General features: G+C 65.4%; 20 protein-coding genes. 8 read left to right on the forward strand and 12 right to left on the reverse strand.

The genetic code is table 11. From position 1 onward, the window contains the following. Nucleotides 1-27: 27 nt before the first annotated feature. From OKW52_RS11645 to uraD, 3 genes are read right to left on the reverse strand one after another with little or no spacing between them, the layout of a single operon-like run. A complete protein-coding gene (locus tag OKW52_RS11645) occupies nucleotides 28-1,539 on the reverse strand; it encodes a tripartite tricarboxylate transporter permease (RefSeq protein ID WP_264505851.1) in 1,512 nt (503 codons plus the stop codon). Between the two features lie 3 nt (nucleotides 1,540-1,542). Beyond that, a complete protein-coding gene (locus tag OKW52_RS11650; RefSeq protein WP_264505852.1) occupies nucleotides 1,543-2,031 on the reverse strand; it encodes a tripartite tricarboxylate transporter TctB family protein in 489 nt (162 codons plus the stop codon). A gap of 35 nt (nucleotides 2,032-2,066) precedes the next feature. Further along, nucleotides 2,067-2,624 carry a 2-oxo-4-hydroxy-4-carboxy-5-ureidoimidazoline decarboxylase gene (gene uraD, locus OKW52_RS11655; RefSeq protein WP_264505853.1) on the reverse strand — a complete coding sequence of 186 codons (558 nt, stop codon included), beginning with the start codon at nucleotides 2,622-2,624 and terminating at the stop codon, nucleotides 2,067-2,069. Between the two features lie 96 nt (nucleotides 2,625-2,720). On the opposite strand from uraD, the gene OKW52_RS11660 reads away from it, so the two are divergent. Next, entirely contained in the window at nucleotides 2,721-3,653 is a 933-nt protein-coding gene (locus OKW52_RS11660; RefSeq protein ID WP_264505854.1) for a LysR family transcriptional regulator, read from the forward strand. On the opposite strand, the gene OKW52_RS11665 is transcribed toward OKW52_RS11660, so the two are convergent. From OKW52_RS11665 to OKW52_RS11685, 5 genes are all read right to left on the reverse strand, one after another. After that, a complete protein-coding gene (locus OKW52_RS11665) occupies nucleotides 3,654-5,744 on the reverse strand; it encodes a molybdopterin oxidoreductase family protein (RefSeq protein WP_264505855.1) in 2,091 nt (696 codons plus the stop codon). A gap of 106 nt (nucleotides 5,745-5,850) precedes the next feature. Then, nucleotides 5,851-7,110 carry a D-amino acid dehydrogenase gene (locus OKW52_RS11670; protein ID WP_264505856.1) on the reverse strand — a complete coding sequence of 420 codons (1,260 nt, stop codon included), beginning with the start codon at nucleotides 7,108-7,110 and terminating at the stop codon, nucleotides 5,851-5,853. 129 nt (nucleotides 7,111-7,239) lie between these two features. After that, complete coding sequence (locus OKW52_RS11675; protein WP_264507698.1) at nucleotides 7,240-8,232, reverse strand: NADP-dependent oxidoreductase; 993 nt, start codon at nucleotides 8,230-8,232, stop codon at nucleotides 7,240-7,242. Continuing rightward, nucleotides 8,117-8,872 carry a hypothetical protein gene (locus tag OKW52_RS11680; RefSeq protein WP_264505857.1) on the reverse strand — a complete coding sequence of 252 codons (756 nt, stop codon included), beginning with the start codon at nucleotides 8,870-8,872 and terminating at the stop codon, nucleotides 8,117-8,119. Before OKW52_RS11680 ends, OKW52_RS11675 begins: the two co-directional genes overlap by 116 nt. Nucleotides 8,873-9,342: 470 nt before the next feature. Further along, complete coding sequence (locus tag OKW52_RS11685) at nucleotides 9,343-9,615, reverse strand: putative quinol monooxygenase (protein ID WP_264505858.1); 273 nt, start codon at nucleotides 9,613-9,615, stop codon at nucleotides 9,343-9,345. Between the two features lie 97 nt (nucleotides 9,616-9,712). Between OKW52_RS11685 and OKW52_RS11690 the strand changes: the two genes are divergently transcribed. Next, nucleotides 9,713-11,857: an esterase-like activity of phytase family protein gene (locus OKW52_RS11690; RefSeq protein WP_264505859.1), complete on the forward strand. Its 2,145-nt coding sequence runs from the start codon at nucleotides 9,713-9,715 to the stop codon at nucleotides 11,855-11,857. A gap of 53 nt (nucleotides 11,858-11,910) precedes the next feature. Here the strand turns inward: OKW52_RS11690 and guaA are convergent, their stop codons facing one another. Beyond that, on the reverse strand, nucleotides 11,911-13,482 hold the full coding sequence (guaA, locus tag OKW52_RS11695) for a glutamine-hydrolyzing GMP synthase (RefSeq protein ID WP_264505860.1): 1,572 nt from the start codon (nucleotides 13,480-13,482) through the stop codon (nucleotides 11,911-11,913). A gap of 214 nt (nucleotides 13,483-13,696) precedes the next feature. On the opposite strand from guaA, the gene OKW52_RS11700 reads away from it, so the two are divergent. Both OKW52_RS11700 and OKW52_RS11705 read left to right on the forward strand, forming a co-directional pair. Continuing rightward, complete coding sequence (locus tag OKW52_RS11700) at nucleotides 13,697-13,933, forward strand: hypothetical protein (protein WP_264505861.1); 237 nt, start codon at nucleotides 13,697-13,699, stop codon at nucleotides 13,931-13,933. A 114-nt stretch (nucleotides 13,934-14,047) separates the two neighbouring features. Beyond that, nucleotides 14,048-15,592 (forward strand): trimethylamine methyltransferase family protein, encoded by a 1,545-nt coding sequence (locus OKW52_RS11705; protein ID WP_264505862.1) that lies wholly within the window; start codon nucleotides 14,048-14,050, stop codon nucleotides 15,590-15,592. Nucleotides 15,593-15,794: 202 nt separating this feature from the next. Here OKW52_RS11705 and OKW52_RS11710 read toward each other — a convergent pair whose 3' ends face one another. Continuing rightward, nucleotides 15,795-16,259, reverse strand: coding sequence for an Lrp/AsnC family transcriptional regulator (locus OKW52_RS11710; protein WP_127104090.1), 465 nt, complete (start codon nucleotides 16,257-16,259; stop codon nucleotides 15,795-15,797). Between the two features lie 123 nt (nucleotides 16,260-16,382). On the opposite strand from OKW52_RS11710, the gene OKW52_RS11715 reads away from it, so the two are divergent. From OKW52_RS11715 to OKW52_RS11730, 4 genes are all read left to right on the forward strand, one after another. Then, nucleotides 16,383-17,993, forward strand: a complete 1,611-nt coding sequence (locus OKW52_RS11715) for a GMC family oxidoreductase (RefSeq protein ID WP_264505863.1) — start codon at nucleotides 16,383-16,385, stop codon at nucleotides 17,991-17,993. 81 nt (nucleotides 17,994-18,074) lie between these two features. Then, nucleotides 18,075-18,542 carry a DUF934 domain-containing protein gene (locus OKW52_RS11720; RefSeq protein WP_264505864.1) on the forward strand — a complete coding sequence of 156 codons (468 nt, stop codon included), beginning with the start codon at nucleotides 18,075-18,077 and terminating at the stop codon, nucleotides 18,540-18,542. A gap of 73 nt (nucleotides 18,543-18,615) precedes the next feature. After that, on the forward strand, nucleotides 18,616-19,428 hold the full coding sequence (locus tag OKW52_RS11725) for a ferredoxin--NADP reductase (protein ID WP_264505865.1): 813 nt from the start codon (nucleotides 18,616-18,618) through the stop codon (nucleotides 19,426-19,428). Between the two features lie 13 nt (nucleotides 19,429-19,441). Next, nucleotides 19,442-19,996, forward strand: coding sequence for a sugar O-acetyltransferase (locus OKW52_RS11730; protein WP_264505866.1), 555 nt, complete (start codon nucleotides 19,442-19,444; stop codon nucleotides 19,994-19,996). Between the two features lie 3 nt (nucleotides 19,997-19,999). Here OKW52_RS11730 and OKW52_RS11735 read toward each other — a convergent pair whose 3' ends face one another. Further along, a complete protein-coding gene (locus OKW52_RS11735; RefSeq protein ID WP_264505867.1) occupies nucleotides 20,000-20,668 on the reverse strand; it encodes a pentapeptide repeat-containing protein in 669 nt (222 codons plus the stop codon). Nucleotides 20,669-20,682: 14 nt separating this feature from the next. Then, on the reverse strand, nucleotides 20,683-23,211 hold the full coding sequence (locus tag OKW52_RS11740; protein WP_264505868.1) for a penicillin-binding protein 1A: 2,529 nt from the start codon (nucleotides 23,209-23,211) through the stop codon (nucleotides 20,683-20,685). Nucleotides 23,212-23,300: the final 89 nt, after the last annotated feature.

Genomic DNA, 23,300 nt, shown 5'->3' on the forward strand with positions numbered 1-23,300 from the left:
GCCTTTATGAGAGGGGAAGGGGGATCATCACGACACGCGCAACGCCGCACGGCTGCGCGCTTTGGCGCGCAGGGCTGAGACGATGCTGTAAACCAGCAAAAGGAGGGTAACGACGATCAGGGTTCCGCTGATCGGGCGGGTCAGGAACACCGTCGCATCGCCGCGCGACAGCAGCATGGCGCGGCGCAGCTGTTCCTCCATCATCGGGCCCAGCACGAAGCCGATCAGCAGCGGCGCGGGCTCAAACCGGAACAGCCGCATCAGGTAACCCGCATAGCCGAAAACCAGCGTCAGCCAGATGTCAAAGACATTGTTGTTGAGCGAATAGATCCCCATGCAGATCAACACGATGATCGTGGGATACATATAGCGGTAGGGGATCTGTAGCAGCCGCACCCACAGCCCGATCAGCGGGATGTTGAGCACCAGCAGCAGCAGGTTGCCGATCAGGAAGCTGGCGACCAGTCCCCAGAACAGATCGGCGTGGTCCACCAGCAGGCGCGGCCCCGGCACGATGCCGTGGATCATCAGCGCGCCGATCACCAGCGCCATGCTGGCACTGCCCGGCACGCCCAGTGTCAGGGTGGGGATGAAGGCGGTCTGCGTGGCCGAGTTGTTGGCGGATTCAGGCACCGCGACGCCCTCGATAGCACCTTTGCCGAACAGGGCGCGGTTGCGCGAGACCTTCTTTTCCACGGCATAAGCCACCGCCGAGGCGACGGTCTGTCCTGTGCCCGGCAGCGCGCCGAAAAAGCTGCCAATCGCCCCGCCGCGCAGGATCGGGCCGAAGATCGCCTTCCATTCGGCCCGGCTGGGATAAAATTTCTTGTAGTCGATGTCGGTCTGATGCCCTCCGCTGGCATTGGCGCGGATCGACACGATCAGCTCACCCACGCCAAACAGCCCCATCGCCACGATGACCAGACTGACCCCGTCGCGCAGTTCAGGCACGCCCATGGTGAAACGCTCGGCCCCGGTGGTGATATCGACGCCGATGGTGCCCAGCATCAGCCCTGCGACGACCATGGCGATGCCCTTGACCGGGCTGCCGTTGGCCACCGCCGAAGCGGCCACCAGCCCCAGCAGGATCACCGCGAAATACTCGGTCGGGCCAAAGTTGAGCGCCAGCGCGGCCAGCCCCGGCGACAGCACCGCCATCACCACCATGCCGATCATCCCGCCGCCGAAGGACGCAATCGCGCTGGTGAACAGCGCAATCCCGGCGCGGCCTTCGCGCGCCATCGGGTAACCGTCGATGCAGGTGATGGACGAGGACGGCGTACCCGGAATGTTCATCAGGATTGAGGCAATCGAGCCGCCGTATTCGGCACCATAGTAAACCCCGGCGATCATCACCAGGGCCGACGTCGGCTCAAGATAAAAGGTCAGCGGCAGAATCATCGAGATCGCCGCCATCGAGCCGATACCCGGCAGCACCCCGATGAAGGTGCCCAGAAACACGCCGATAAAGCAGTAGAGCAGGTTTTCGGGCTGCATTGCCACCATCAACCCGTGGCCAAAGCCGGTGAGAATATCCATGGCTCAGAACCCCTTGAACGCGCGGAAGGGCAGGTCGAGGATGCCGATGAACAACCCCCAGCACCCCAATGCGACGACCAGCCCCAGCACGAGCTTGCCGGTCAGGCGGAGGCTGGGATCGGGGAGCGAGGCGGTAAACACGGTCAGCAACACGCTGGGCACAAGGCCGATATGCTCGACCGTCACGGCAAACACCGCCAGCGCCGCGCCGATGGCCGCGAACGAGATCCAGTCGGGCCGCTCGGCATCCGAGGTGTCGCGCAGATCCATGGCGATCACCGCCACCGCCAGCGCCCCCAGTGCAAAACCCGTCAGCACCGGGAACGCCCCGGTGCCCAGACGGCGCGGCGAGCCGACACCCAGCCGGATGCCGCCGATCACGAAGATCAGGCTCAGCGCCAGCAGCGCGATGCCGCCCAAGGCACCCAGCCACGCATGTGGCGGGCGCGCGGTGTCGTCAGACCGGCGCAAACGCAGCAGGAAGTCTTTCATCGCCAAGCCTCTCTCGTCGGGGGTCGCGAGCCGGGTCATGGTGTCACCGCAACATGGGCGGCAGGCCCGGCCTCTGAGAGTCGAGCCAAGCGCGCGAGCACCACCGACACAACTTCACCCAGCGCGCGGGCGCGTTCTTCCTGGGGGGTGTTTTTCAGTCTGCCCTCGAACTGGGCAATTACGGCGTCCATGTCCGAAAGCGCGTGCAGCGCAATGATGAACGGAAAGCCGAAGCGCGCATTGTAGCGGCGGTTCAGGTCTGCCAGCCGGATCGCAAGGTCGGCCGAGGGGCGTGCGAGGCTCAAACGCCCCTGTTCGCGCTGTGAGGCGTCGGTCATCTCGTCAGGCGCGCTCGGCGCCAGCTCAGGATGCGCACGCAGCAAGCGCAGAGCGTCGGGTTCGCTCAACCCGAGGATGGCTGCTCTGAGCGCCGCACCCAGTGCCGCCCGGTCGGCAAAGGGCCGCTGGGCCACGATCCGCGCGGCCAGCCAGGGCGACCTCTCGATCACCGGGGCAAGCATTTCAAGCGCTTGCGCGGTGTCCGCCCGGTTCAGGGCGTCGATAGACAGGCGGGGGCCGGAGGTGTCGCTCATCGGGTCTGGTCCTTGGTTGAGCAAACCCTAGCCAAGAAAACCATTGCCCTCTATTTCAATAGAGGTCACGCTGCATACGCAAAAAGAGAACGCACAATGCCCCTGCACCTGTTGCCCCGCGCGCTGCACTACCTCGAAACCGTGGCGCGCATGGGCTCGGTTCAGGCAGCGTCACGCGCACTGGGCATCGCCGCCTCGGCCATCGACCGGCAGATCATCGCCCTTGAGGAAGCCTGTGGCGCCCCGCTGTTCGAGCGTCACCCGCGCGGCATGCGTCTGACCACGGCGGGCGAAAGCGTCATCCTGATGGCGCGACGCTGGCGGGCGGATGAGGACCGTCTGGAAGCCGAACTGCGCGAGATGCGCGGTTTGCAGCATGGCACGGTACGGCTGGCGGCCATGGACAGTCTGGCCAACTCGATCCTGCCAGTGTTGATCGACAAGATGGCGCAGGATCACCCGCGCATCCATCTGGCCATCGACATCATGACCCCCAAGCAAGCCGCGCAAGAGCTGGACAACGGCACGATTGATCTGGCCATTGCGTTCAATCTGCCCAACGACCGCACCCGGCATGTGCTGTGGTCAGCGCCCTTACCCTTTGGCTGCGTGGTCGGGGCAGGGCATCCGCTGTGGGGGCAGACCAGCATCGCGCTCAAGGACGCCGCCCAGTATCCCATCGCGGCGCAAAGCCGGGTGCTGCCGTCGCGCGAGTATCTGGACCGACGCTATGGCTGGCTGTTTGACCCGGTTGAACCGGCGCTGGTGACCAACTCGCTGCAACTGCTCAAGCAGGTGGTCCGGCAGGGGCGGCTGATGGCGATCTCGTCGCAGCTGGACACCCTGGCCGAGATCGAGGCGGGCACGCTGAGCTTTATCCGCCTGTCCGATGCCGCGCTGAAACCGCAGTCGATCAGCGTTGTCGTCGATGCCCGCCGCATGCTGCCCCGCGCCGCGCGGCTGGTGGGTGAGACGCTGGCCGAGGTGGTGGGCGCGCGGCTGGCCCGCGTCACCGCGCCTGCTGCGTGATCACCCCGCCGCGCGCAGGGCGACGGGGACGCCGTTAAAGGCCGCGTTGCCGCTGATCGGATCAACACGGGCATCGTCGGTCAGGTCGTTGATCGACACCGTGCCCAAGCCCCCCGCCACGCTCAGCCCCGTGCCCGATTGCCCCCATCCCTGCGGGATCGAGACCACGCCGGGGGCCATCGCATCGGTAATCTCGGCGTTCAGGGTCAGCTGGCCGGTGCGCGACGACACCACCACCGCCGCCTCATCGGCGATACCCAGCTTCAAGGCATCGTCCGGGTGGATCTGCACCGTACAGCGGTTGCGGCCCTTGACCAGCCGCGGGCTGTTCTGCGTCCAGCTGTTGTGGCTGCGGGTCTGGCGGCGGCCGATCATCACAAAGGGATGGGCGGCATCCGTTCCGGGGGCGAAGGCCAGCAGGCGCGGCAGGTCATCAAGGAACGCCTGCGGGGCCAGATGCAGGCGCTCGTCCGGCGTCTCCAGCCGCTCGGCGACGTTCGGGGTCAGCGGCCCAAGGTCCACACAGCCGGGCGTTTCCAGCAGGGTTTCCACACTGACCGTCCCACCATGCGGGCCTGTGGCAAGGAAATGCCGCAACAGCGCCTCGGGGTCCGGGCCCAGCTCATTGGCCCCGTTCAGGGCGGCGGTCATGCGGCGGAGGATCTCGGATTCCGTCGGGTTGCCGTGCGGCGGCGGGAAAATCCCGTGCGCGTAGCCCGCTGTGTTGCGCACGGCAAAGCTGTGGAACACCATGTCATAGACCGGCTCTTCCAGCGCCACAGTGCCGGGCAGGATCAGGTCGGCATGTTCGGTTGTGGCGTTCAGATGGATGTCGATGGCGACCATGAAGTCGAGCGTTTCCAGCGCCTTGCCGATCCGTCGACCATTGGGCGCGGTCAGCACCGGGTTGCCGGCGATCGCCACCAGCGCGCGGATCTGGCCCGTGCCGGGGGTTTCCATCTCTTCGGCCATGACCGACACCGGGTACTCGCCGTTATAAAGCGGCAGGCCGGATACCCGCGAGCGTTTCTCAGGGTAGCTGCGCGTGCGGCCCTTGCGGCTGGTCATCGCGACGTAATCGACAGCGGGCGTGGTGAACATTGCGCCGCCGATGGTGTCGAAATTCCCGGTGATCAGGTTGAGCACATTGGATGCCCACTGACACAGGCTGCCGAAACTCTGCGTCGAGGCCCCCATCCGCGCATAGCAGACCGCGCGCTTGGCGGCAGCAAAGTCGCGCGCCAGATCGCGGATGACCGGTGCGGGGATGCCGGTGCGCTCGGCGGCCATCTCGGCCGTAAACGGTTCGACCGCGACGCGCAGCGCCTCCAGCCCCTCGATGATCGGCGCCAGATGACCCAGATCCTCGGCCCCGGTCGCCAGAATCTCACGGATCAGGGCGATCATCAGGAAGGCGTCGGTCTCGGGCCGGATGAAATGATGCTCGCCCGCGCGCTCGGCCGTCTCGGTCCGGCGCGGGTCGATGACCACGGCGCGCCCGCCGCGCATCCGCAACCCGTCCAGCCGCTTGCCATAGCCCGGTGCGGTCATCAGCGAGCCGTTCGAGATCACAGGATTGGCCCCGATGATCACGATCATATCGGTGCGGTCGATGTCAGGGATCGGGATCAGCATCGGATGACCCATCATGTGGATCGAGGCGACGTGATGCGGGATCTGATCCGCCGTGGCCGAGGAATAGCGGTTCTGCGTCCCCAAGGCGCGCACCAGCGGCGGGATGGTCATCAGGTTGCCGAATTTATGCGCGTTGGGATTGCCCAGATACACCCCCACCGCATCCGCCCCATGCGCCGCCTGAACGGCGCGCAGGCGGGTGGCGGCGATGTCGAACGCCTCATCCCAGCCAATATCGCGCCATTGACCGTTCTCTTTCAGCCGGGGCCGGGTGATGCGGTCGGGATCGGTGCGGAAATCCTGCAGGGCGACGGCCTTGGGGCACAAAAACCCTTCGGACAGCGGATCGTCGGGGTCGCCCTTGATCGACAGCACCGTGTCCGCGTCATGGGTGATGATCAGGCCGCACATGGCCTCGCAGATGTTGCAGGTGCGTTTGTGGATGTGCGTCGTCATGGCCTGACCCTCCCAGAACAAGCAGTCGGTAAAGGCTAGGGGCTGGCCCGGGTCAAGGCAATTGCTTTGCGCCGGGGTGCCGTTGGGGCAACCCGGCCCGCGCCTGTCAGCGTGCGTAACGCTCGGCGGTCAGGCCGTCGAACGAGATGTCCGGCGTCTTGCCCAGCACCACATCCGCTACCGCCCGGCCCGAGCCGCAGGCCATCGTCCAACCCAGCGTGCCATGGCCGGTGTTCAGGAACAGGTTGTCATAGCGCGATGGCCCCAGCACCGGCGTGCCATCGGGGGTCATCGGGCGCAGGCCCGTCCAGCCCTCGGCCTTGCTCAGATCGCCGCCCTTGGGGAACAGATCGCTGATCACATGGCGCACCGTATCGGTGGCATGGGGCCCCAAGCGGCTGGAATATCCCGCGATTTCCGCCGTACCCGCGACGCGGATCCGGTCGCCCAGCCGGGTGATCGCCACCTTGTGCGTCTCATCCATGATCGTCGATTGCGGGGCAAAAGCGTCATCGGTGACGGGCAGGGTGACCGAGTAGCCCTTGACCGGGTAGACCGGCAGCTTGACCCCGATGGGGGTGAGCAATTTTGGCCCGAAACTGCCCAAGGCGCAGACATAGGCGTCGCCGGTGATGCGCCCGGCAACCTCGGTATCCACCCCCGCGACCCGGCCGTTTTCGATGGCGATGCCCTTGATGGACTGGCCGTACTGGAACTCGACCCCCAGTTCGGCGCATTTCTCGGCCAGCGCCATGGTGAACAGGCGGCAATCGCCGGTGCGGTCGGCGGTCAGCCGCAGCCCGCCGACAAATTTGTTGCGCACCTCGGCCAGCGCCGGTTCCACGCCGATGCAGGCGTCACGGCCCAGCACCTCATAGGGGCTGTCGTATTCCGCCAGAATCTCCTGATCTGCGCGCGAGTCCTTCATCTGCTTGGCCGTGCGGAACAGTTGCAGCGTGCCTTGTTCGCGCCCGTCATACTGGATGCCGGTCTCGGCGATCAGGTCAGGCATCACGTCGCGCGAATAGTTCGAGATGCGCACCATCCGGCCCTTGTTGACGCGGTACGCCTCGTCGTTGCAGTTGCGGATCATCTGCAGACCCCACAGCCACATCGTCGGGCTGATCAGCGGCCAGATGAACAGCGGGCGGCGTTTCATGAACAGCCATTTCACCGCTTTCATCGGGATGCCCGGTGCTGCCCAGGGCGAGGTCATGCCATAGCTCAGCTCGCCCGCGTTGGCATAGCTGGTCTCCAGCCCCGGTCCCAGCTGGCGGTCGAGCACGGTCACTTCGGCCCCGCCCTTGGCCAGATACCAAGCGGTGGTGACGCCGATGACTCCGGCCCCCATGACGACGACTTTCATGCCCTGCTGTCCTTTTGCGCGACGTGCCCGGCCAAGCCTTGCGCAGGTATGAACGCATTGCAAGGAAAGATCAGGGAGGCGGGCAGGGCGATGCTGCGCTGCCGCATTTCACGGCAGCGCAGGGGGCGGTCAGCTGACGCGGATCACGCGCTTGCCAAAGTTCTCACCGCGCAACAGGCCGATGAAGGCCTCAGGCGCGTTTTCCAGCCCGTCGATGATCTCTTCGCGGTACTTGATCTTGCCCTCCTTGATCCAGGCCATCATCGCCTTGGCGAATTCGGGGTACAGATGGCCGAAATTGTCAAAGATTATAAAGCCTTGGACCCGCAACTTCTTGCGCAGAACGTTGCCCATCAGCCAGTTCATCCGGTCGGGGCCGTCGGGCAGGCTGGTGGCGTTGTACTGCGAGACCAGCCCGCAGACGGGCACCCGCGCGAAGGGGTTGAGCAGGGGGATCACCGCATCCAGCACCTTGCCGCCGACATTCTCGAAATAGATGTCGATCCCGGCAGGGCAGGCTTGCTTCAGCTGCGCGGCCAGATCGTCGGTTTTATGGTCAAGGCAGGCGTCAAAGCCCAGTTCCTCGACCGCATAGGCGCATTTCTCGGGGCCGCCCGCGATGCCGATCACCCGCAACCCCATGAGCTTGCCGATCTGGCCCACCGTCGCCCCGACCGGCCCGGTCGCCGCCGCAACCACCAGCGTTTCGCCTGCTTTCGGCGTGCCGATCTGCGTCAGGCCAGCCCAGGCGGTGAAGCCCGGCATCCCCATGATGCCCAAGGCCCATGACGGATGCTCGGGCGTTTTGCCCAGGTTGGTCACGCCCGTGCCATCCGACAGCGCGTAATCCTGCCAGCCGTTGCCGGACAGGACCAGATCGCCGACGGCAAATCCGTCAATGTCCGAGCTGACAACCTCGGCCACGGTGCCGCCGACCATCACGCCGCCGACCTCAACGGGCGCGGCGTAGGACGGAGCGTCGCTCATCCGGCCGCGCATGTAGGGGTCAAGTGACAAATAGCGCGTGCGCAGCAGCATCTGGCCCTTGCCGGGCTGCGGGATCGGGGTCTCGGCCAGACGCAGGGTCTGGGCGGTGGGCTCGCCCCTGGGACGCTCGGCCAGAAGGAGCTGGCGGTTGGTGGTGTCGGTTTGGGTCATGGTGGTCTCTTCCCTCAATCGGTGCCGTGTTGAGATCAAGGTAAGGACTCCGCCGCCAGATAACAGGGCCGCGCGCGCCGAACGCGCCGCCAAGGCCGATCAGCAGGGCGGTTCCGGCAATGATCGAACCGAAGCCTAGTGCGCGCGGACACGTCATCAGCCCCAGCACCAAGGCCAGAGGGATCAGCACGGTGATATTGCGCACCGCCCCGCTGCTCAGCGCAAAGAGCACGCCTGCGAACAGCGAAGCGGCGGTCGCCGAGGCGCGGGTGATCATCACCGGCGTGCCGGTATCGGCAAAGGTCCAGCCAACCCCCAGAAACACCAGCGTTGTCCAGATATTCCAGCGCGCCCCGCCTGACAGCGCGATGAACGCCCCCAGTGCGCCGCAGACTGCAACCAGCGAGCCGAGGATGTAGATCGGTTTGCGGCCACAGCGTTTAATCGGCATCGCAGCTGGCAGGGTGGCGGTGCAGGTGCTGTCCATGAACATCAAGCCCGGCAGCGTCACCAGATCGGGCGAGGGTGCCAGCATCGCGCCGATCGACCCGCACAGCGATACGGCAATCGGTGGCAGGGCTTTGGCCAACGTTTGCGCGATCATCAACACGGACAGGTTCGTCGAAAGGCGGGGCCGTGACGACGCCGGTCGTGCGGAACCGCGCCTGCATCAATTCAGCGGTGACAGGCGCGTCGTCCGCTCAAACCGCGGACCGCAAAAGCCCGATGGCTGTATCAAATTGATGCACACGTGCCGCAATGCCGCGCGCTGCGCAGGATGAGGGCGGACCCAACACCCGCCCTCTCTGGCCGCCGTCGGCTCAGTGAACGTGCGGCCTCATCCGGCGGGCGAACCATGCGGCCAGCCCGGGGGTGGCGGAGGGGCGCTTTCGCAGGCCGGGCTCGCCGCGTTTGGCTTCCAGATCGAACGGGGGAAAGGGGGTGCTGCTCATCGGTGCTCTCCAAATGTTTGGCCAGTTGTTTGGCCCGCTATTTGGAGAGAAAACGCAGATCGGGCCGGTCAGGTTTCAGCGCGCGTCGCCAAGCCCGGTCTTTGGGCGGAAACCCGCCGCGTTACGTCTCGCTGATTTCGTACTCGCGCGCGATGTCGGCGGTCATCTGCCCCCAGGCGCTTGCCTTCGTGCGCGTTTGATGCGCCTCGAAGGACGGGCGATCGGCAAAGCGCTCATCCACGCTCCAGATCATCGACCCCTGGTGATCCACCTCGAACTCAAGGCAGCCGGGCTCGGCGCGGCTCAAGCGGATATGCTCGGGCAAGTACTCGCGCACAAGGGCGGCTTGCTCGTCGGTGGCGCAGATCAGTTTGCCAGTCAGTCGGATTGCCATGTCGTCACGTCCTGTCATCGAAGCGTCACCGAAACGTTGCGCTTCCGTGACGCGCGAGGGCTAGCGCACGCTCAGTCACTTCTCAAGGGAGAATTCCATGCCCGCCCGCCTCTTGGCCTCGACCGCGCTGCTCGCCGTTATGGCTGTGCCTGCCGTCGCTCAGCAGATGAACTTCAACCGGATCGCGTCTTTCGCGGTCGCCCTGAACCTGCCCGAGGCCGAGGAAACCTCGTCCGAAATCATCGCCGCCACGGCGGATGGCATGACGCTGGTCTACACCGACAGCCCCGCCGGTTCGCTGGGTTTTGTCGACATCACCGACCCCGCGATGCCCCAGCCGCTGGGCGCGCTGACGCTTGAAGGTGAGCCGACCTCGGTCGGGATCGCCGGTGCGGTGGCCTATGTCGCGGTGAACACCTCGGCGAGCTATGTCGAGACCGGCGGCGCGCTGCTGACCGTCGATGTCGCCACGCGCGCGATCACCGACAGTTGTGATCTGGGTGGCCAGCCGGATTCGGTCGCCATCGCGCCGGACGCCAGCTTTCTGGCCGTCGCGATCGAGAACGAGCGTGACGAAGAGCTTGGCGAGGGTGGCCTGCCGCAGATGCCCGGCGGCTGGGTCGCGATCCTGCCGATGACCGACGGTGCGGTCGACTGCGCCGCGATGATCCGCGCGGATGTGACCGGGCTGGCCGAGATCGGCGCGGAAGATCCCGAACCGGAGTTCGTGGCGATCAATGACGCGGGCGAGATTGCGCTGACGCTGCAGGAAAACAACCACATCGTCATCATGGACCGTACCGGCGCCGTGCTGTCGCATTTCAGCGCGGGCGAGGCGACGGCCGAGAACGTCGATAGCGCCAAGGATGGTCAGCTGGTCTTTGACCAGACCGTCACCAGCCTGCGCGAACCCGACGGGATCGCTTGGGTCGATGCCGACCACGTCGCCATCGCGAATGAGGGCGACTGGAACGGCGGCAGCCGCAGCTGGACGATCTTTGATCGCGACGGCGGCGTGACGTATGAGAGCGGCTCCAGCCTTGAGCATGCGATCATCGAGATCGGCCATTACCCCGAGGGGCGTTCGGGCAAGAAGGGCACCGAGCTGGAAGCCATTGCCGCCGGTACGTTCGACGGCACGCCAATGATCTTCGTCGGTTCCGAGCGGGGCAGCGTGATCGGGGTCTATGACGCGACCGACCCCGCCGCGCCGGTGCTGCGCCAGCTGCTGCCCTCGGGCATCGCGCCCGAAGGCGTGTTGCCGATCCCGTCGCGCAATCTGCTGGTCACCGCGAACGAGGCCGATCTGGGTCAGGACGGCGCGGCCCGTTCGCATGTGATGATCTACGCGCTGCAAGACGCGCCTGCTGCCTATCCGCAACTGACCTCGGCCGGAACGGAAGAGCTGATCGGCTGGGGCGCGATCTCGGGCATGGTCGCGTCGGACGACGGGATGCTCTATGCCATCAACGACAGCGCCTATGGCGCGCAACCGACGATCTTTGTGATCGACCCGGCGCAGCAGCCCGCCCGCATCACCCGCGCGATCCGCGTCACCCGTGACGGCGCAGCGGCGCAGCATCTGGATCTGGAAGGCATCACGCTGGACGGGCAGGGCGGTTTCTGGCTGGCCAGCGAGGGGCGCACCGACCGCGAGGTGCCGCATGCGCTGGTCCATGTCGACGCCGCGGGCGCGATCCTCGAAGAGGTCATGCTGCCCGAAACGCTGCTGGCCCATGAGACCCGCTTCGGGTTCGAGGGTGTCACGCTGATCGACGGCACGCTCTGGATGGCCGTTCAGCGCGAATGGGGTGACGATCCGGCGGGCATGGTCAAGCTGGTCGCCTATACCCCGGCCACCGGCGAATGGGGTGCCGTGCACTACCCGCTCACCACGCCCGCGCGCGGCTGGGTGGGGTTGAGCGAAATTACTGTCCATGGTGATTATGTCTATGTTGTCGAGCGCGACAACCAGTTGGGCGCCAATGCCGCGATCAAGCAGGTGATGCGCATCCCGCTGTCGCAGATGGTCGCCGCGCCTTTGGGCAGCGAACTGCCGGTGGTGACGCCGGAACTGGTGGTGGACCTGCTGCCGCATCTGACCGCGACCGGCGGCTATGTGCTCGACAAGGTCGAAAGTCTAGCCATCGCCGCCGATGGCACGATGTGGATCGCCACCGACAATGACGGCGTTGACGATCACTCGGGCGAGACGATGTTCTTCGCGCTCCCGCCGATGTAAGCACCTGACCCTGAACGAAAAGCCCCCGCGATTGCGGGGGCTTTTTGCGTTGGTCATTCCAGCTCGATCGTGCCCGGCGGCTTCGAGGTGCAATCGTAGAACACCCGGTTGATGCCCTGCACCTCATTGATGATCCGGGTCGAGGTCTCGCCCAGAAACTCATGCGTGAACGGGTAGTAATCGGCGGTCATCCCGTCGACCGAGGTTACCGCCCGCAGCGCCAGCGCAAAGTCATAGGTGCGCCCGTCGCCCATCACGCCGACCGTGCGCATCGGCAGGATCGCGGCGAAGGCTTGCCAGATGTCGTCATAGAGCCCGTGCTTGCGGATCTGGTCGATATAGATCGCATCCGCCTTGCGCAGGATGTCCAGCTTTTCGCGGGTGATCTCGCCGGGGCAGCGGATCGCCAGACCCGGTCCGGGGAAGGGGTGACGCCCGATGAACGAAGCGGGCAGGCCCAGCTCGGTTCCCAGCGCGCGGACCTCATCCTTGAACAGCTCGCGCAGCGGTTCAACCAGCTTCAAACCCATCTTCTCGGGCAACCCGCCGACGTTGTGGTGGCTCTTGATGGTGACCGAAGGACCGCCGGAAAACGACACCGATTCAATGACATCGGGGTAGAGCGTGCCCTGCGCCAGAAACTCGGCACCCTCGATCTCGTTGGCGTATTTCTGGAACACGTCGATGAACAGCTTGCCGATGGTCTTGCGCTTGACCTCGGGGTCGGAAACCCCCTCAAGCGCGTTCAGGAACAGATCGGATTCGTCGGCGTGGATCAGGTTCAGGTTGTAATTCTCGCGGAACATCGCGACGACCTGCTCGGCTTCATTGAGCCGCAACATGCCGTGGTCCACGAACACGCAGGTCAGCTGATCGCCGATGGCTTCGTGCAGCAGAATGCCGGTGACCGAGCTGTCCACGCCGCCCGACAGCGCGCAGATCACCTTCTTGTCGCCGACTTCATCGCGGATCTTCTGGATCATCTCTTCGCGGTAGGCACCCATCGTCCAGTCACCGGTGAACCCGGCCAGCCTGACGAAATTCGCATAAAGCGTCGCGCCGTTGGGCGTGTGATGGACCTCAGGGTGGAACTGCACGGCGTAGAAGCGGCGCTCCAGATCGGCGGTCATGGCGAAGGGCGCGCCCGACGAGGTGCCGTAGACGTCAAAGCCGGGGGCCAGCTTGGCGACGTGGTCGCCGTGGCTCATCCAGACCTGCTCGCGCCCGTTGGGATCCAGAAACCAGCCGTTGAAGAGGTCGGTCTTCAACTCGGTCGGCTTGACATAGGCGCGGCCGAATTCGGCGGTGTGGCTTTGGCCCGCCTCAACGACGCCGCCCAGATCCTGCATCATGACCTGCTGGCCGTAGCAGATGCCGAGGATCGGCACGCCCAGCGTATAGGCGCTCTGCGGCGGACGCGGCGAACCCTCGCGCGTCACCGAATCGGGCCCGCCCGAGAAGATGATCGCCTTCGGGGCGAACTCGGTCAGGAAGGCGTCGGTCACCTTCTGGTACGGATGGATTTCGCAATAGACATTCAGCTCGCGCAGGCGGCGCGCAATCAGCTGCGTCACCTGGCTGCCGAAATCGATGATGAGGAGGCGGTCATGGCTGTGCTGGGTCATAGAAAGCCTTTAGGCAAGCCGCCCGACCGGCGCAAGGGGGCGCGCGCGCGTTCGGCGTGCCGGGCGGGCTTGGGGGCCTTGCGCAGGCACAAACCGCGCGTCCCTCAGGCTGATGAGCCAGACCCGCGCGCGGCTCAGGGGGCCGGTTCTGGGCTTGCCGCCACCGGCGCGCTATGCGTCACTGCGCGAAACCCCAAACCAAAGAGTACGCCTGATGAGCACCGCCCCTGCAACCTGGAGAATCATTCTTGCCGCGATTCTCGATTTCTTCACCATCTTCGCCGTCGGTGGCTATGTCATTGCCAAGCTGACCGGGAACGTGACCGAGAGCGGCTTCAGCCTGTCTGGCATGCCCGCGGTCCTGCTCTTTGCCGTGATGATCGGCTATTTCGTCGCGGGTCGCTACCTCGGCGGCACGCTCTGGCAGCGGATCCTGCGCGCCCGTCGCTGAGAGCGGCGCGCCGCCAATGTCGCCTTTCGCCCCCAAAGGGCGCTTCCGGCTGATCCCTCGCCGGGGCTTGGCCCTATTTCTCAGCCCCAGATCCATTTTTTCGGAGCCAGAGCGATGAATGAAGTCAGGGGCGAGCGTCGAACCCGAGGCGGCGGCGGAGCCGCACGACGGGCCGAGCGGACGGCAGTGTCCATCGAGACCGCCAAATTCATCGAGCGCAAGATCCCCAACTTCGAGATCCTCAACGAAGAGGCGCTCGAGATCATCGAGTACAACGCCGACACCGTGCTTGAGGAAATCGGCGTCAATTTCGTCGATAACCCCGGTGCCTTGGCGCTGTGGCGCGAAGCCGGGGCCGATGTGCAGGGCGAGCGCGTGCGCATCCCCCGGGGTCTGGCCCGCGCGCTGTGCAAGACCGCGCCCTCACGCTTCACCCAGCACGCCCGCAACCCTGAGCGCAACGTCGAGATCGGCGGCAAGTCGCTGGTGCTGGCACCGGTCTATGGCCCGCCCTTCGTGCGCGACCTCGAAGGCGGGCGGCGCTATGCCACGATCGCGGATTTCCGCAATTTCGTAAAGCTGGGCTATATGTCCAAATGGCTGCACCATTCGGGCGGGACGGTCTGCGAGCCGACCGACATCGCGGTGAACAAGCGCCATCTGGACATGCTGCAGGCGCATATGACGCTGTCGGACAAACCCTATATGGGCTCGGTCACCGAACCCGTGCGCGCCGAGGATTCGGTGGCGATGTCCAAGATCCTGTTCGGCAGCGACTTCGTCGACCAGAACGCGGTGATGACCTCACTGATCAACATCAACTCGCCGCTGACCTTTGACGGCGTGATGATGGGCGCGCTTGAGGTGTATGCGCGGGCCAATCAGGCAGCGATCATCTCGCCCTTCATCGTTGGCGGCGCGATGGCGCCGGTGACGGTGGCGGGCACGCTGACGCAAGTGCTGGCCGAGGTGCTGGCGGGCGTGGCCTACAGCCAGCTGATCCGCAAGGGCGCGCCGGTGATCTTCGGGGCCTTCGTGACCTCGATCGACATGAACTCGGGCGCACCGACCTTCGGCACGCCGGAAGCGGCGCATATCACCTATGGCGCGGGGCAACTGGCCCGCCGGATGAACCTGCCTTACCGCTCGGGCGGGTCGTTCTGCGGCTCGAAACTTCCCGACGCGCAGTCGGCCTATGAAACCGCGAACACGTTGAACATGGCGCTGTTGTCGGGCGTCAACTTCATGCTCCACGCTTGTGGCTGGCTTGAGGGCGGGCTGGTGTCGTCGTACGAGAAATTCGTGCTCGACGCCGACCAGTTGGGGGCGCTGCACCATATCGCCAAGGGCGTGTCGATGGATGAGAACGGCCAGGCGATGGACGCGATCCGCGAAGTGGGGCCGGGCGGTCACTATCTGGGCTGCCAGCACACGCAGAACAACTTCAAGACCGCCTTCTGGCGCTCTGACGTGCTGGACTACAAACCCTACGAGACCTGGGAAGACGAAGGCGCACGCGATTCCGCGACGCTGGCGAGTGTCCGGGTGAAGAAGCAACTGCGCGACTATCAGGAGCCGTCGCTGGACCCCGCGATCGCCGAAGCGCTGCAGGCCTATGTGGACCAGCGCAAGGCAAGCGAGCCGGACGCGTTCGGCTAAGCGCGCGGTTCGGGGGGCTGCTCGCCCCCCGAACCCCATCGCCAAAGGGGACCCACGGGCCCCCTTTGGAAACCCCCGTGGATATTTGGAGACAGATGATAATCAAGGTTAACAAAGCCTTATCATCTGTCCCTAAATATCCTGGGGGGTGAATGCGGCGCATGCCGCAGAGGGGGGCAATGCCCCCTTTCTGTGCCCGGTCTCACACGGGCAGGATCGTTGTCGACTTGATTTCTTCCATCGACAAAAGCGCGGTGACGTTGTGGATTTTCACATCTCTGATCAGCGCCTGATAGAAGGCATCATAGGCGCGGGCGTTGGTCACGCGGACCTTGAGGATATAGTCGATATCCCCCGCCAGCCGGTGTGCCTCCATCACTTCGGGACGGGCGCGGACCGAACCCAGAAAGCGGTCTTGCCACTCGGGATCATGGTCGGCGGTACGCACCAGCACAAAGAAGCACGCCTCCAGCCCCAGCGCTTCGGGATCCAGCAGAACCGTCTGCCGACCGATCACGCCCTGCTCGCGCATCTTGCGGATGCGGTTCCAGACCGGCGTCTTGGACGAGCCGACCTTGCGGGCGATGTCGTCGAGCGATTGGCTCGCGTCTTCTTGCAATTCCATCAGGATCTTGCGGTCGAGCGGGTCGAGATCGGGTCGGGTCATGGGCGCATCTCCGGTTCGCCCGACAGGTGTAGCCTTGTGGCAACCCTGCGTCCAGCGCGAGGCCCCCTTGCGGGTCGCGCCGACATGACGTTTCAGTAACACCAAACCCAAGCGGAGGCCGCAATGGACGGTGCATTCGACTATGTGATCGTGGGCTCGGGCTCTTCGGGCTCGGTGCTGGCGGCGCGGCTGGCCGAGGCCGGGCGGCGGGTGCTGGTGCTCGAGGCCGGGGTCAGTGACCGGCGGTTCTATGTCCATATGCCGCTGGGCTACGGCAAACTCTTCTATGATCCTGTCGTCAACTGGGCCTACCGGACCGAGCCCGACCCCGGCCTGAACGGACAGCGCGACTACTGGCCGCGCGGCAAGGTGGTGGGCGGGTCGTCGTCGATCAACGCGATGGTCTGGATACGTGGCCATGCCAGCGATTACGACGACTGGCAGGCAGCGGCGGGATCGTCCGCCTGGGGCTGGGACGCGGCGCGCGCTGCGTATTGCGCGATCGAGGACAATGCCGACGGCGCCGATGCGTGGCGCGGGCAAGGCGGGCCCTTGGCGATCCGTTCCAGCCGGGATGCCGCCCACCCGCTGGTCGCACCCTACATCGCCGCCTGCGAAGCCGCCGGGCTGCCGCGCAACGCCGACTTCAACGGGGAGCGCCAGGAGGGGGCAGGCACCTATCAGCTGACCATCAAGGACGGGCGGCGCAATTCGGTCGCGCGGGCCTTTCTGCGGCCAGCGCTGAAAACCGGGCGCGTGGCGCTGCGCACCCGCGCGCAGGTGACGCGGGTGGTGTTCGAGGGCAAGCGTGCCGTGGGCGTGGAATACCGCTGGCGTGGCGCGCTGCATCAGGCGCGGGCCGGCGAGGTGATCCTGTCGGGCGGCGCGATCAACACGCCACAACTCCTGATGCTGTCGGGCATCGGCCCTGCAGCCGATCTGCGCGCCCAAGGCATCGAGGTGTTGCACGACCAGCCCAATGTCGGCGCGCATCTGAATGACCATCAGGGCATCAATTATACCTACCGCATGACCGTGCCGACGATGAATGACATCTTGCGCCCATGGTGGGGCAAGGCGTTGGTGGGCATGCAGTATCTGCTGACGCGGGGCGGCCCGCTGTCGGTGTCGATCAACCATGGCGGCGGCTTCTTTCGCACCGATCCATCGCTCGACCGCCCGAACATGCAGCTCTATTTTCAGGCGTTCTCGACCCTCATGCCGCGCGACGGTGAGCGCCCGATCCTCAGCCCCGATCCGTTCCCGGGCCTGAGCATCGGTCTGTCGAACTGTCGCCCCACCAGCCGGGGGCGGATCGAGCTGGCGTCAAACGATCCCTTCGCCGCGCCGCGCATCATCGCCAACGCGTTCTCGACCGATCATGACGTGGCCGAGATGCTCGCAGCGGTGAAGTTCATCCGCCATATCGCCGCGCAAAAGCCGCTCGCCGATCTGATCGCCGAAGAGCTGCGGCCCGGCCCCGCCATCACCAGCGACGCGGCGCTGATTGACGACTTCCGACAGCGTTCGGGCACCGTCTATCATCCCAGCTGCACGGCACGGATGGGGGCGGACCCGGCGACCAGCGTTCTGGATGTCGATCTGAAGGTGCGTGGCGTCGAGGGGCTGCGTGTCTGCGATGCCTCGGCGTTTCCGACGCTGATCGGCGGTAACACCAACGCCCCCGCGATCCTGATGGGCTGGCTGGGGGCTGAGCGTATTCTGGCTGGCTGATATCGCCTTCTTGATCCGTGTCATAGCGGCAAGGATGCCGTTTCGCCATGCTGGCGACTTCAGCAGAGTCGGAGCAGGCGCATGACGGTATTGGTAAAGGATAAGACGTTCGTGCCGGATGACTGGCACGCGGGCTATGTGCCCTTGGCGGCATTGGCCGACAGGCCGGACGGCGTGGGCGTCGATCTGTCATCGCCGGAGCTGAGCGCCCGCGAATGGGCACGGCTGGGAACGCTGCTTCCGCGGCTTGCGCTGGTGCGGATACGGCTGCGCCATTTCGGGGATCTGGCGGCGCTGGATCTGGCGCATGCGATCCGGGCGACGGGCTTTGACGGGCGGCTCAGGGCGCATGGCGCGGTGCTGGCGCGGGCTTACACGCTGATCCGCTGTTCAGGGTTCAGCGAGGTCGAACTGGACCATGCCCAGGCGAGCCGCCAGCCTGCCGAACATTGGCGGCTGGACAGCGCGTGGCAACCGATACCAAGGCGCGGCGTCTGGGAGCCGTCTCAGCCCGCAGCGGTGCGTCGCGGCGACGCAGAGCACCGCTGAACGCCGCGTCCGGGCTTTCGTTTTTGCGCAATCCGGCCTATCAGCGCCACAGACCCATACAAGAGGCCGCAGCATGTCCGACGCCGCTCCCGCTCCGCAAATCAAGACGTTGCCCGATGCGCAGACCGTGACGGCGGTCACGCATTGGACCGATGCGCTGTTCTCCTTCCGCTGCACGCGGCCGCGCAGCCTGCGGTTCCGCTCGGGTGAGTTCGTGATGATCGGCCTGATGGGCGAGAACGGCAAACCCTTGCTGCGCGCCTATTCCATTGCCTCGCCGTCGTGGGATGAGGAGCTGGAGTTCTATTCGATCAAGGTGCCGGATGGCCCGCTGACCTCGAAACTGCAGCACATCGAAGTCGGGCAAGAGATCATCCTGCGGCCCAAGCCCGTCGGCACGCTGGTGCATGACGCGCTTTTGCCGGGCAAGCGGGTGTGGTTTCTGGCCACCGGCACGGGACTTGCTCCTTTCGCCTCTCTGATGCGCGATCCGGAAACCTATGAGAAATTCGAGCAGGTTGTGATGATGCACACCTGCCGCACGGTGGAAGAGCTGGAGTATGGCCGTCAGCTGGTCGAAAGCCTGAAGGACGATCCGCTGATCGGCGAGATGGTCGAGGGCAAGCTGCTTTATTACCCCACCACGACGCGAGAGGCGTTTCACCATCAGGGCCGGATCACCGACAACCTGACCTCGGGCAAGGTCTTTGCCGATCTGGGCATCCCGCCGATGGACGCGGCGCACGACCGCGCGATGGTCTGCGGGTCTCTGGCGTTCAACGTCGATGTGAAGGCGGTGCTTGAGGGCTTTGGCCTGCGTGAGGGCGCGAACAGCGATCCCAAGGAATACGTGGTCGAGAAGGCCTTTGTGGGCGAGGGCGTCTGACAGCGGGGCAGGGATGAAAACCGAGCGGCAGAAGATGGCGGCGGGGGAATGGTACACCTGCCTCGATGACGAGCTTGAGGCGCTGCGGGTCACCGCACGCTCGGCGGTGCATCAGCACAACACGCTTCCGCCGGAAGAGCGCGGTCCCATAGGGCCGAAGCTGGCAGCGCTGATCAAATCCGGGAACGCGATCATCGAGGCACCGTTTCACTGTGCCTACGGGATCAACATCCACCTTGGCGATCAGGTGTTTCTGAACGCGGGCTGCACCATTCTGGACACGGCGACGGTGACGATTGGCGATCAGTGCCAGTTGGGGCCGAATGTGCAGATCTACTGCGCCGAGCACCATCAGGACCCGGTCAAGCGCAACGTCGAGGGGCTGGAAGTGGCGTATCCGGTGACGCTGGGCAACCGCGTGTGGATCGGCGGCGGGGCGATCCTTCTGGCCGGTGTGACCATCGGCGACGGCGCTGTGGTGGGCGCGGGCAGTGTGGTGACAAAGGACGTGGCCCCCGGCGCGGTCGTGGTCGGCAACCCGGCGCGGGTGATCCAGCGCCGGGGCTGACCCTCACATCACCCGCAGACCCAGCTGACCCAGCAGATCGGCGGCCTGCGCCTTCGAGATCAGCGCGCCCTTGAACCGCCGGGCATCGGTCAGCTTGACGCCGCCCAGATCGGCGCCGCGCAAATCGGCATCCTCGAACCGGCAATCGACCAGATGCGCCTCGCGCAAGGAGCATTCGTCCAGCACCGCCTCGCGGAAGTCGCAGGCGCGCAGGTCGGCATCGCTGAAATCCACCCGCGTCAGGGTCTTCTTGCGAAACGACAGCTTCGGCAGCACGGCCAGCACCAGCAGCACGTCTTCCAGCGCCAGCCCGATCGCCTGCACATCGGTCAGATCGGCACCGGTCATCTTGCAGCGGCTGATCTTGACGTCGGTGAGGGTCGTGCCCCGGAAATTGGCGTTGCTGAAATCGCCGCCTTCGATGCTTCCATCCAGCAGATCAGCGCCGACAAAGCTGGAGCCCGCCGCCCGGCACCCGGCAAACCGCGCGCTTTCCAGCCGTGCACTGTTGAACACGGTGCCTTTGAGGGTGCAGCGCTCGAAAATCCAGCCGGTCAGGTCAAGGCCGGACAGATCCAGCCCGTCCAGATCGCAACTGGTCAGCGTGACCGGTTCGCCCGTGCGGCTCAAGTGAGCAAGCTCAGCGCGGGTTGGCGTCGCATCGATGGTCATGGTCTGCTCTCGCCTCAGTACAACCCGCCGGCGCTGAGCGTGCCGAAATCCGAGGTCGCGGGCACCGGGATCTCGCCCTGATCTGCCGGGATCTCGGTGCCGTCCTCGGTCACCAACAGGTCGTTGACCGCGTCGGGTTCAAACACCGGCAGCGACATGCCCATGGCAAAACCGCCGTCGATCAGCGCGTCGATGCCGAAGACCGGCTCTTCGCCATCGCGGAAATACTCGGCCACCACATCGCCGCCCGATCCGTCAGGCACCCGCTCGCCGGTGTGGCGGTCGATGGTGATGAAATGGCCGCCCGGCGGCACGGCAAAGCGGCCGCCGCCGTATTCCTGAATAGCCTGTGTCATGAATTCCTGAAACACCGGCGCGCACAGCCCGCCGCCCGAGGCCCGACGGCCCAGCGACCGGGGCCGGTCAAAACCGATGTAGCAGCCTGCCACCATGGTCGAGGTATAGCCGACAAACCACACATCGCGCGCGTCGTTGGTGGTGCCGGTTTTGCCCGCTACCGGCACCGGCAGGCGGATCGCGCCCGAGGCCGTGCCGCGCTGTACGACACCCTGCAGCATCGAGGTCAGCTGATAGGCGGTGATCGGGTCCATGACCCGCTGACGCTGCGAAGCGATCCACGGGGCCTGACCGGCGGGCAGATCCGGCTCGGCGCATTCGACGCAACGGCGCTGGTCGTGGCGATAGACGGTGCGGCCCCAGCGGTCCTGCACCCGGTCCACCAGCGTCGGTTCCACGCGCTCGCCGCCATTGGCGAACATGGCGTAGGCGGCGACAACCCGGAACAGCGTGGTTTCCTGCGCGCCCAGCGAGTTGGCGAGGAAGGGTTGCAGGTTGTCATAGACGCCGAACCGTTCGGCATAGCCCGCGACCACATCCATGCCGACCTCTTGCGCCAGCCGCACGGTCATCAGGTTGCGCGATTGCTCGATGCCTGAGCGCATCGGCGTCGGGCCCAGGAAGTCGTGGTTGGCGTTATTGGGCCGCCAGATCCCCTCGCCGGTGTCGATCTCGATGGGGGCGTCGATGATGATGGTCGCGGGGGTAAAGCCTGAATCGAGCGCTGCGGCATAGACAAAGGGTTTGAACGACGAGCCGGGCTGCCGCAGCGCCTGTGTCGCGCGGTTGAAGCCCGAGACCTGATAGCTGAACCCGCCCTGCATCGCGATCACGCGGCCGGTGTTCACGTCCATCGCCATGAAGCCGCCCTGCACCTCGGGGATCTGGCGCAAGGACCAGCGCTGGAAGCTGCCGTCGGCGTCCGAAGTGATGGCGCGCACATAGACCACGTCGCCAACATTCACCGTGTCGGCCATCGACCCCGGCAACCAGTCAATGTCCGGCCGGTCGATCTGGCCGATCTCGGGAATGCCTTCGATGCCGACGCGGGCGCGGTCGGGGGTGACGTCCAGCACCACGGCGGGGTGCCACGGGTTGTCCAGCGTGATGTCGCGGGCCAGACGGGTTTCCGCCAGCGCGCTGCGCCAGCTGTCCTCATCCGCCAGCGCATCGCTGTCCAGCGCGATGCCGGTGCCGCGCCATTCGCCCTGGCCCCGGTCGTAGTCTTCAAGCGCGCGCTGCAGGGCATGCGCGGCGGTGACCTGCAGGCCGGGGTTCACCGTGGCGCGGATGGTCAGGCCGCCGGTAAAGAATTCCTCTTCGCCAAAGGTGGTCGACAGCTGGCGACGGATCTCGTCCGAGAAATAATCGCGCTCGGGCAGGCTTTCGCGGAAGGACGGGATGTCGCCACCCTGCACCGACAACAGCGGGCGGGCTTGCGCGGCTTCGGCCTCGTCGGCGGTGATAAAGCCGTTCTCGGCCATCTGCCCCAGGATCCAGTTGCGCCGCGCCGTTACGCGCTCCCGGGCGCGGACCGGGTGGTATTCGGACGGCGCCTGCGGCAGCGAGGCGAGGAAGGCCATTTCCTCAAGCGACAGCTCTTCAAGGGTCTTGTTGAAATAGGTCTGCGCGGCAGCGGCCACACCGAATGAATTCTGGCCAAGGAAAATCTCGTTGAGATACAGCTCAAGGATCTCATCCTTGCTCAACGATTGCTCGACCCGCCACGCCAGAATGATCTCGCGGATCTTGCGTTCGCCCGTGCGGTCCGAAGACAGCAGGAAGTTCTTCATCACCTGCTGGGTAATCGTCGATGCCCCGCGCAAATTGCGCCCGCGCGAGATCACGGCATCGCGGAACGCCGCGACGATGGCCAGCGGGTCAAAGCCGGAATGCTCATAGAAATTGCGATCCTCGGCCGAGATGAACGCATCGCGCAGCAGCGGCGGGATGTCTTCGATGGGGGTGAACAGACGCCGTTCGCGCGCGAATTCGTCCATCATCTGGCCTTCGCCCGCGTAAATGCGCGAGATCATCGGCGGTGAATAATTGGCCAGCTGCTCGGTCGAGGGCAGATCATGCGTATAAACCCAGATCACCCCGCCCACCGTCAGGGCACCAAACACCATGCTCAGCAGCAAAAAGCTGAACAGGCCGCCGAAGAAGGACAGAATGGCTCGGGTCACGGGCAGCTCCGGCAGGGGTAGGATCAGGTCTTTGGCCCCGTCTATACACTCAAGTGTCAGGGGTCAAAACCTGCCGACGCCACAGGGGC

Source organism: Pararhodobacter zhoushanensis (assembly GCF_025949695.1).
In the GTDB taxonomy this organism is placed as follows: Bacteria; Pseudomonadota; Alphaproteobacteria; order Rhodobacterales; family Rhodobacteraceae; genus Pararhodobacter; species Pararhodobacter zhoushanensis_A.

Bases quoted from the DNA above. Each gene is read 5' to 3' on its own strand.
- OKW52_RS11645 (WP_264505851.1), bottom strand. From the start codon at position 1,539: ATGGATATTCTCACCGGCTTTGGCCACGGGTTGATGGTGGCAATGCAG.
- OKW52_RS11650 (WP_264505852.1), bottom strand. From the start codon at position 2,031: ATGAAAGACTTCCTGCTGCGTTTGCGCCGGTCTGACGACACCGCGCGC.
- uraD (WP_264505853.1), bottom strand. From the start codon at position 2,624: ATGAGCGACACCTCCGGCCCCCGCCTGTCTATCGACGCCCTGAACCGG.
- OKW52_RS11660 (WP_264505854.1), top strand. From the start codon at position 2,721: ATGCCCCTGCACCTGTTGCCCCGCGCGCTGCACTACCTCGAAACCGTG.
- OKW52_RS11665 (WP_264505855.1), bottom strand. From the start codon at position 5,744: ATGACGACGCACATCCACAAACGCACCTGCAACATCTGCGAGGCCATG.
- OKW52_RS11670 (WP_264505856.1), bottom strand. From the start codon at position 7,110: ATGAAAGTCGTCGTCATGGGGGCCGGAGTCATCGGCGTCACCACCGCT.
- OKW52_RS11680 (WP_264505857.1), bottom strand. From the start codon at position 8,872: ATGATCGCGCAAACGTTGGCCAAAGCCCTGCCACCGATTGCCGTATCG.
- OKW52_RS11685 (WP_264505858.1), bottom strand. From the start codon at position 9,615: ATGGCAATCCGACTGACTGGCAAACTGATCTGCGCCACCGACGAGCAA.
- OKW52_RS11690 (WP_264505859.1), top strand. From the start codon at position 9,713: ATGCCCGCCCGCCTCTTGGCCTCGACCGCGCTGCTCGCCGTTATGGCT.
- guaA (WP_264505860.1), bottom strand. From the start codon at position 13,482: ATGACCCAGCACAGCCATGACCGCCTCCTCATCATCGATTTCGGCAGC.
- OKW52_RS11700 (WP_264505861.1), top strand. From the start codon at position 13,697: ATGAGCACCGCCCCTGCAACCTGGAGAATCATTCTTGCCGCGATTCTC.
- OKW52_RS11705 (WP_264505862.1), top strand. From the start codon at position 14,048: ATGAATGAAGTCAGGGGCGAGCGTCGAACCCGAGGCGGCGGCGGAGCC.
- OKW52_RS11710 (WP_127104090.1), bottom strand. From the start codon at position 16,259: ATGACCCGACCCGATCTCGACCCGCTCGACCGCAAGATCCTGATGGAA.
- OKW52_RS11715 (WP_264505863.1), top strand. From the start codon at position 16,383: ATGGACGGTGCATTCGACTATGTGATCGTGGGCTCGGGCTCTTCGGGC.
- OKW52_RS11720 (WP_264505864.1), top strand. From the start codon at position 18,075: ATGACGGTATTGGTAAAGGATAAGACGTTCGTGCCGGATGACTGGCAC.
- OKW52_RS11725 (WP_264505865.1), top strand. From the start codon at position 18,616: ATGTCCGACGCCGCTCCCGCTCCGCAAATCAAGACGTTGCCCGATGCG.
- OKW52_RS11730 (WP_264505866.1), top strand. From the start codon at position 19,442: ATGAAAACCGAGCGGCAGAAGATGGCGGCGGGGGAATGGTACACCTGC.
- OKW52_RS11735 (WP_264505867.1), bottom strand. From the start codon at position 20,668: ATGACCATCGATGCGACGCCAACCCGCGCTGAGCTTGCTCACTTGAGC.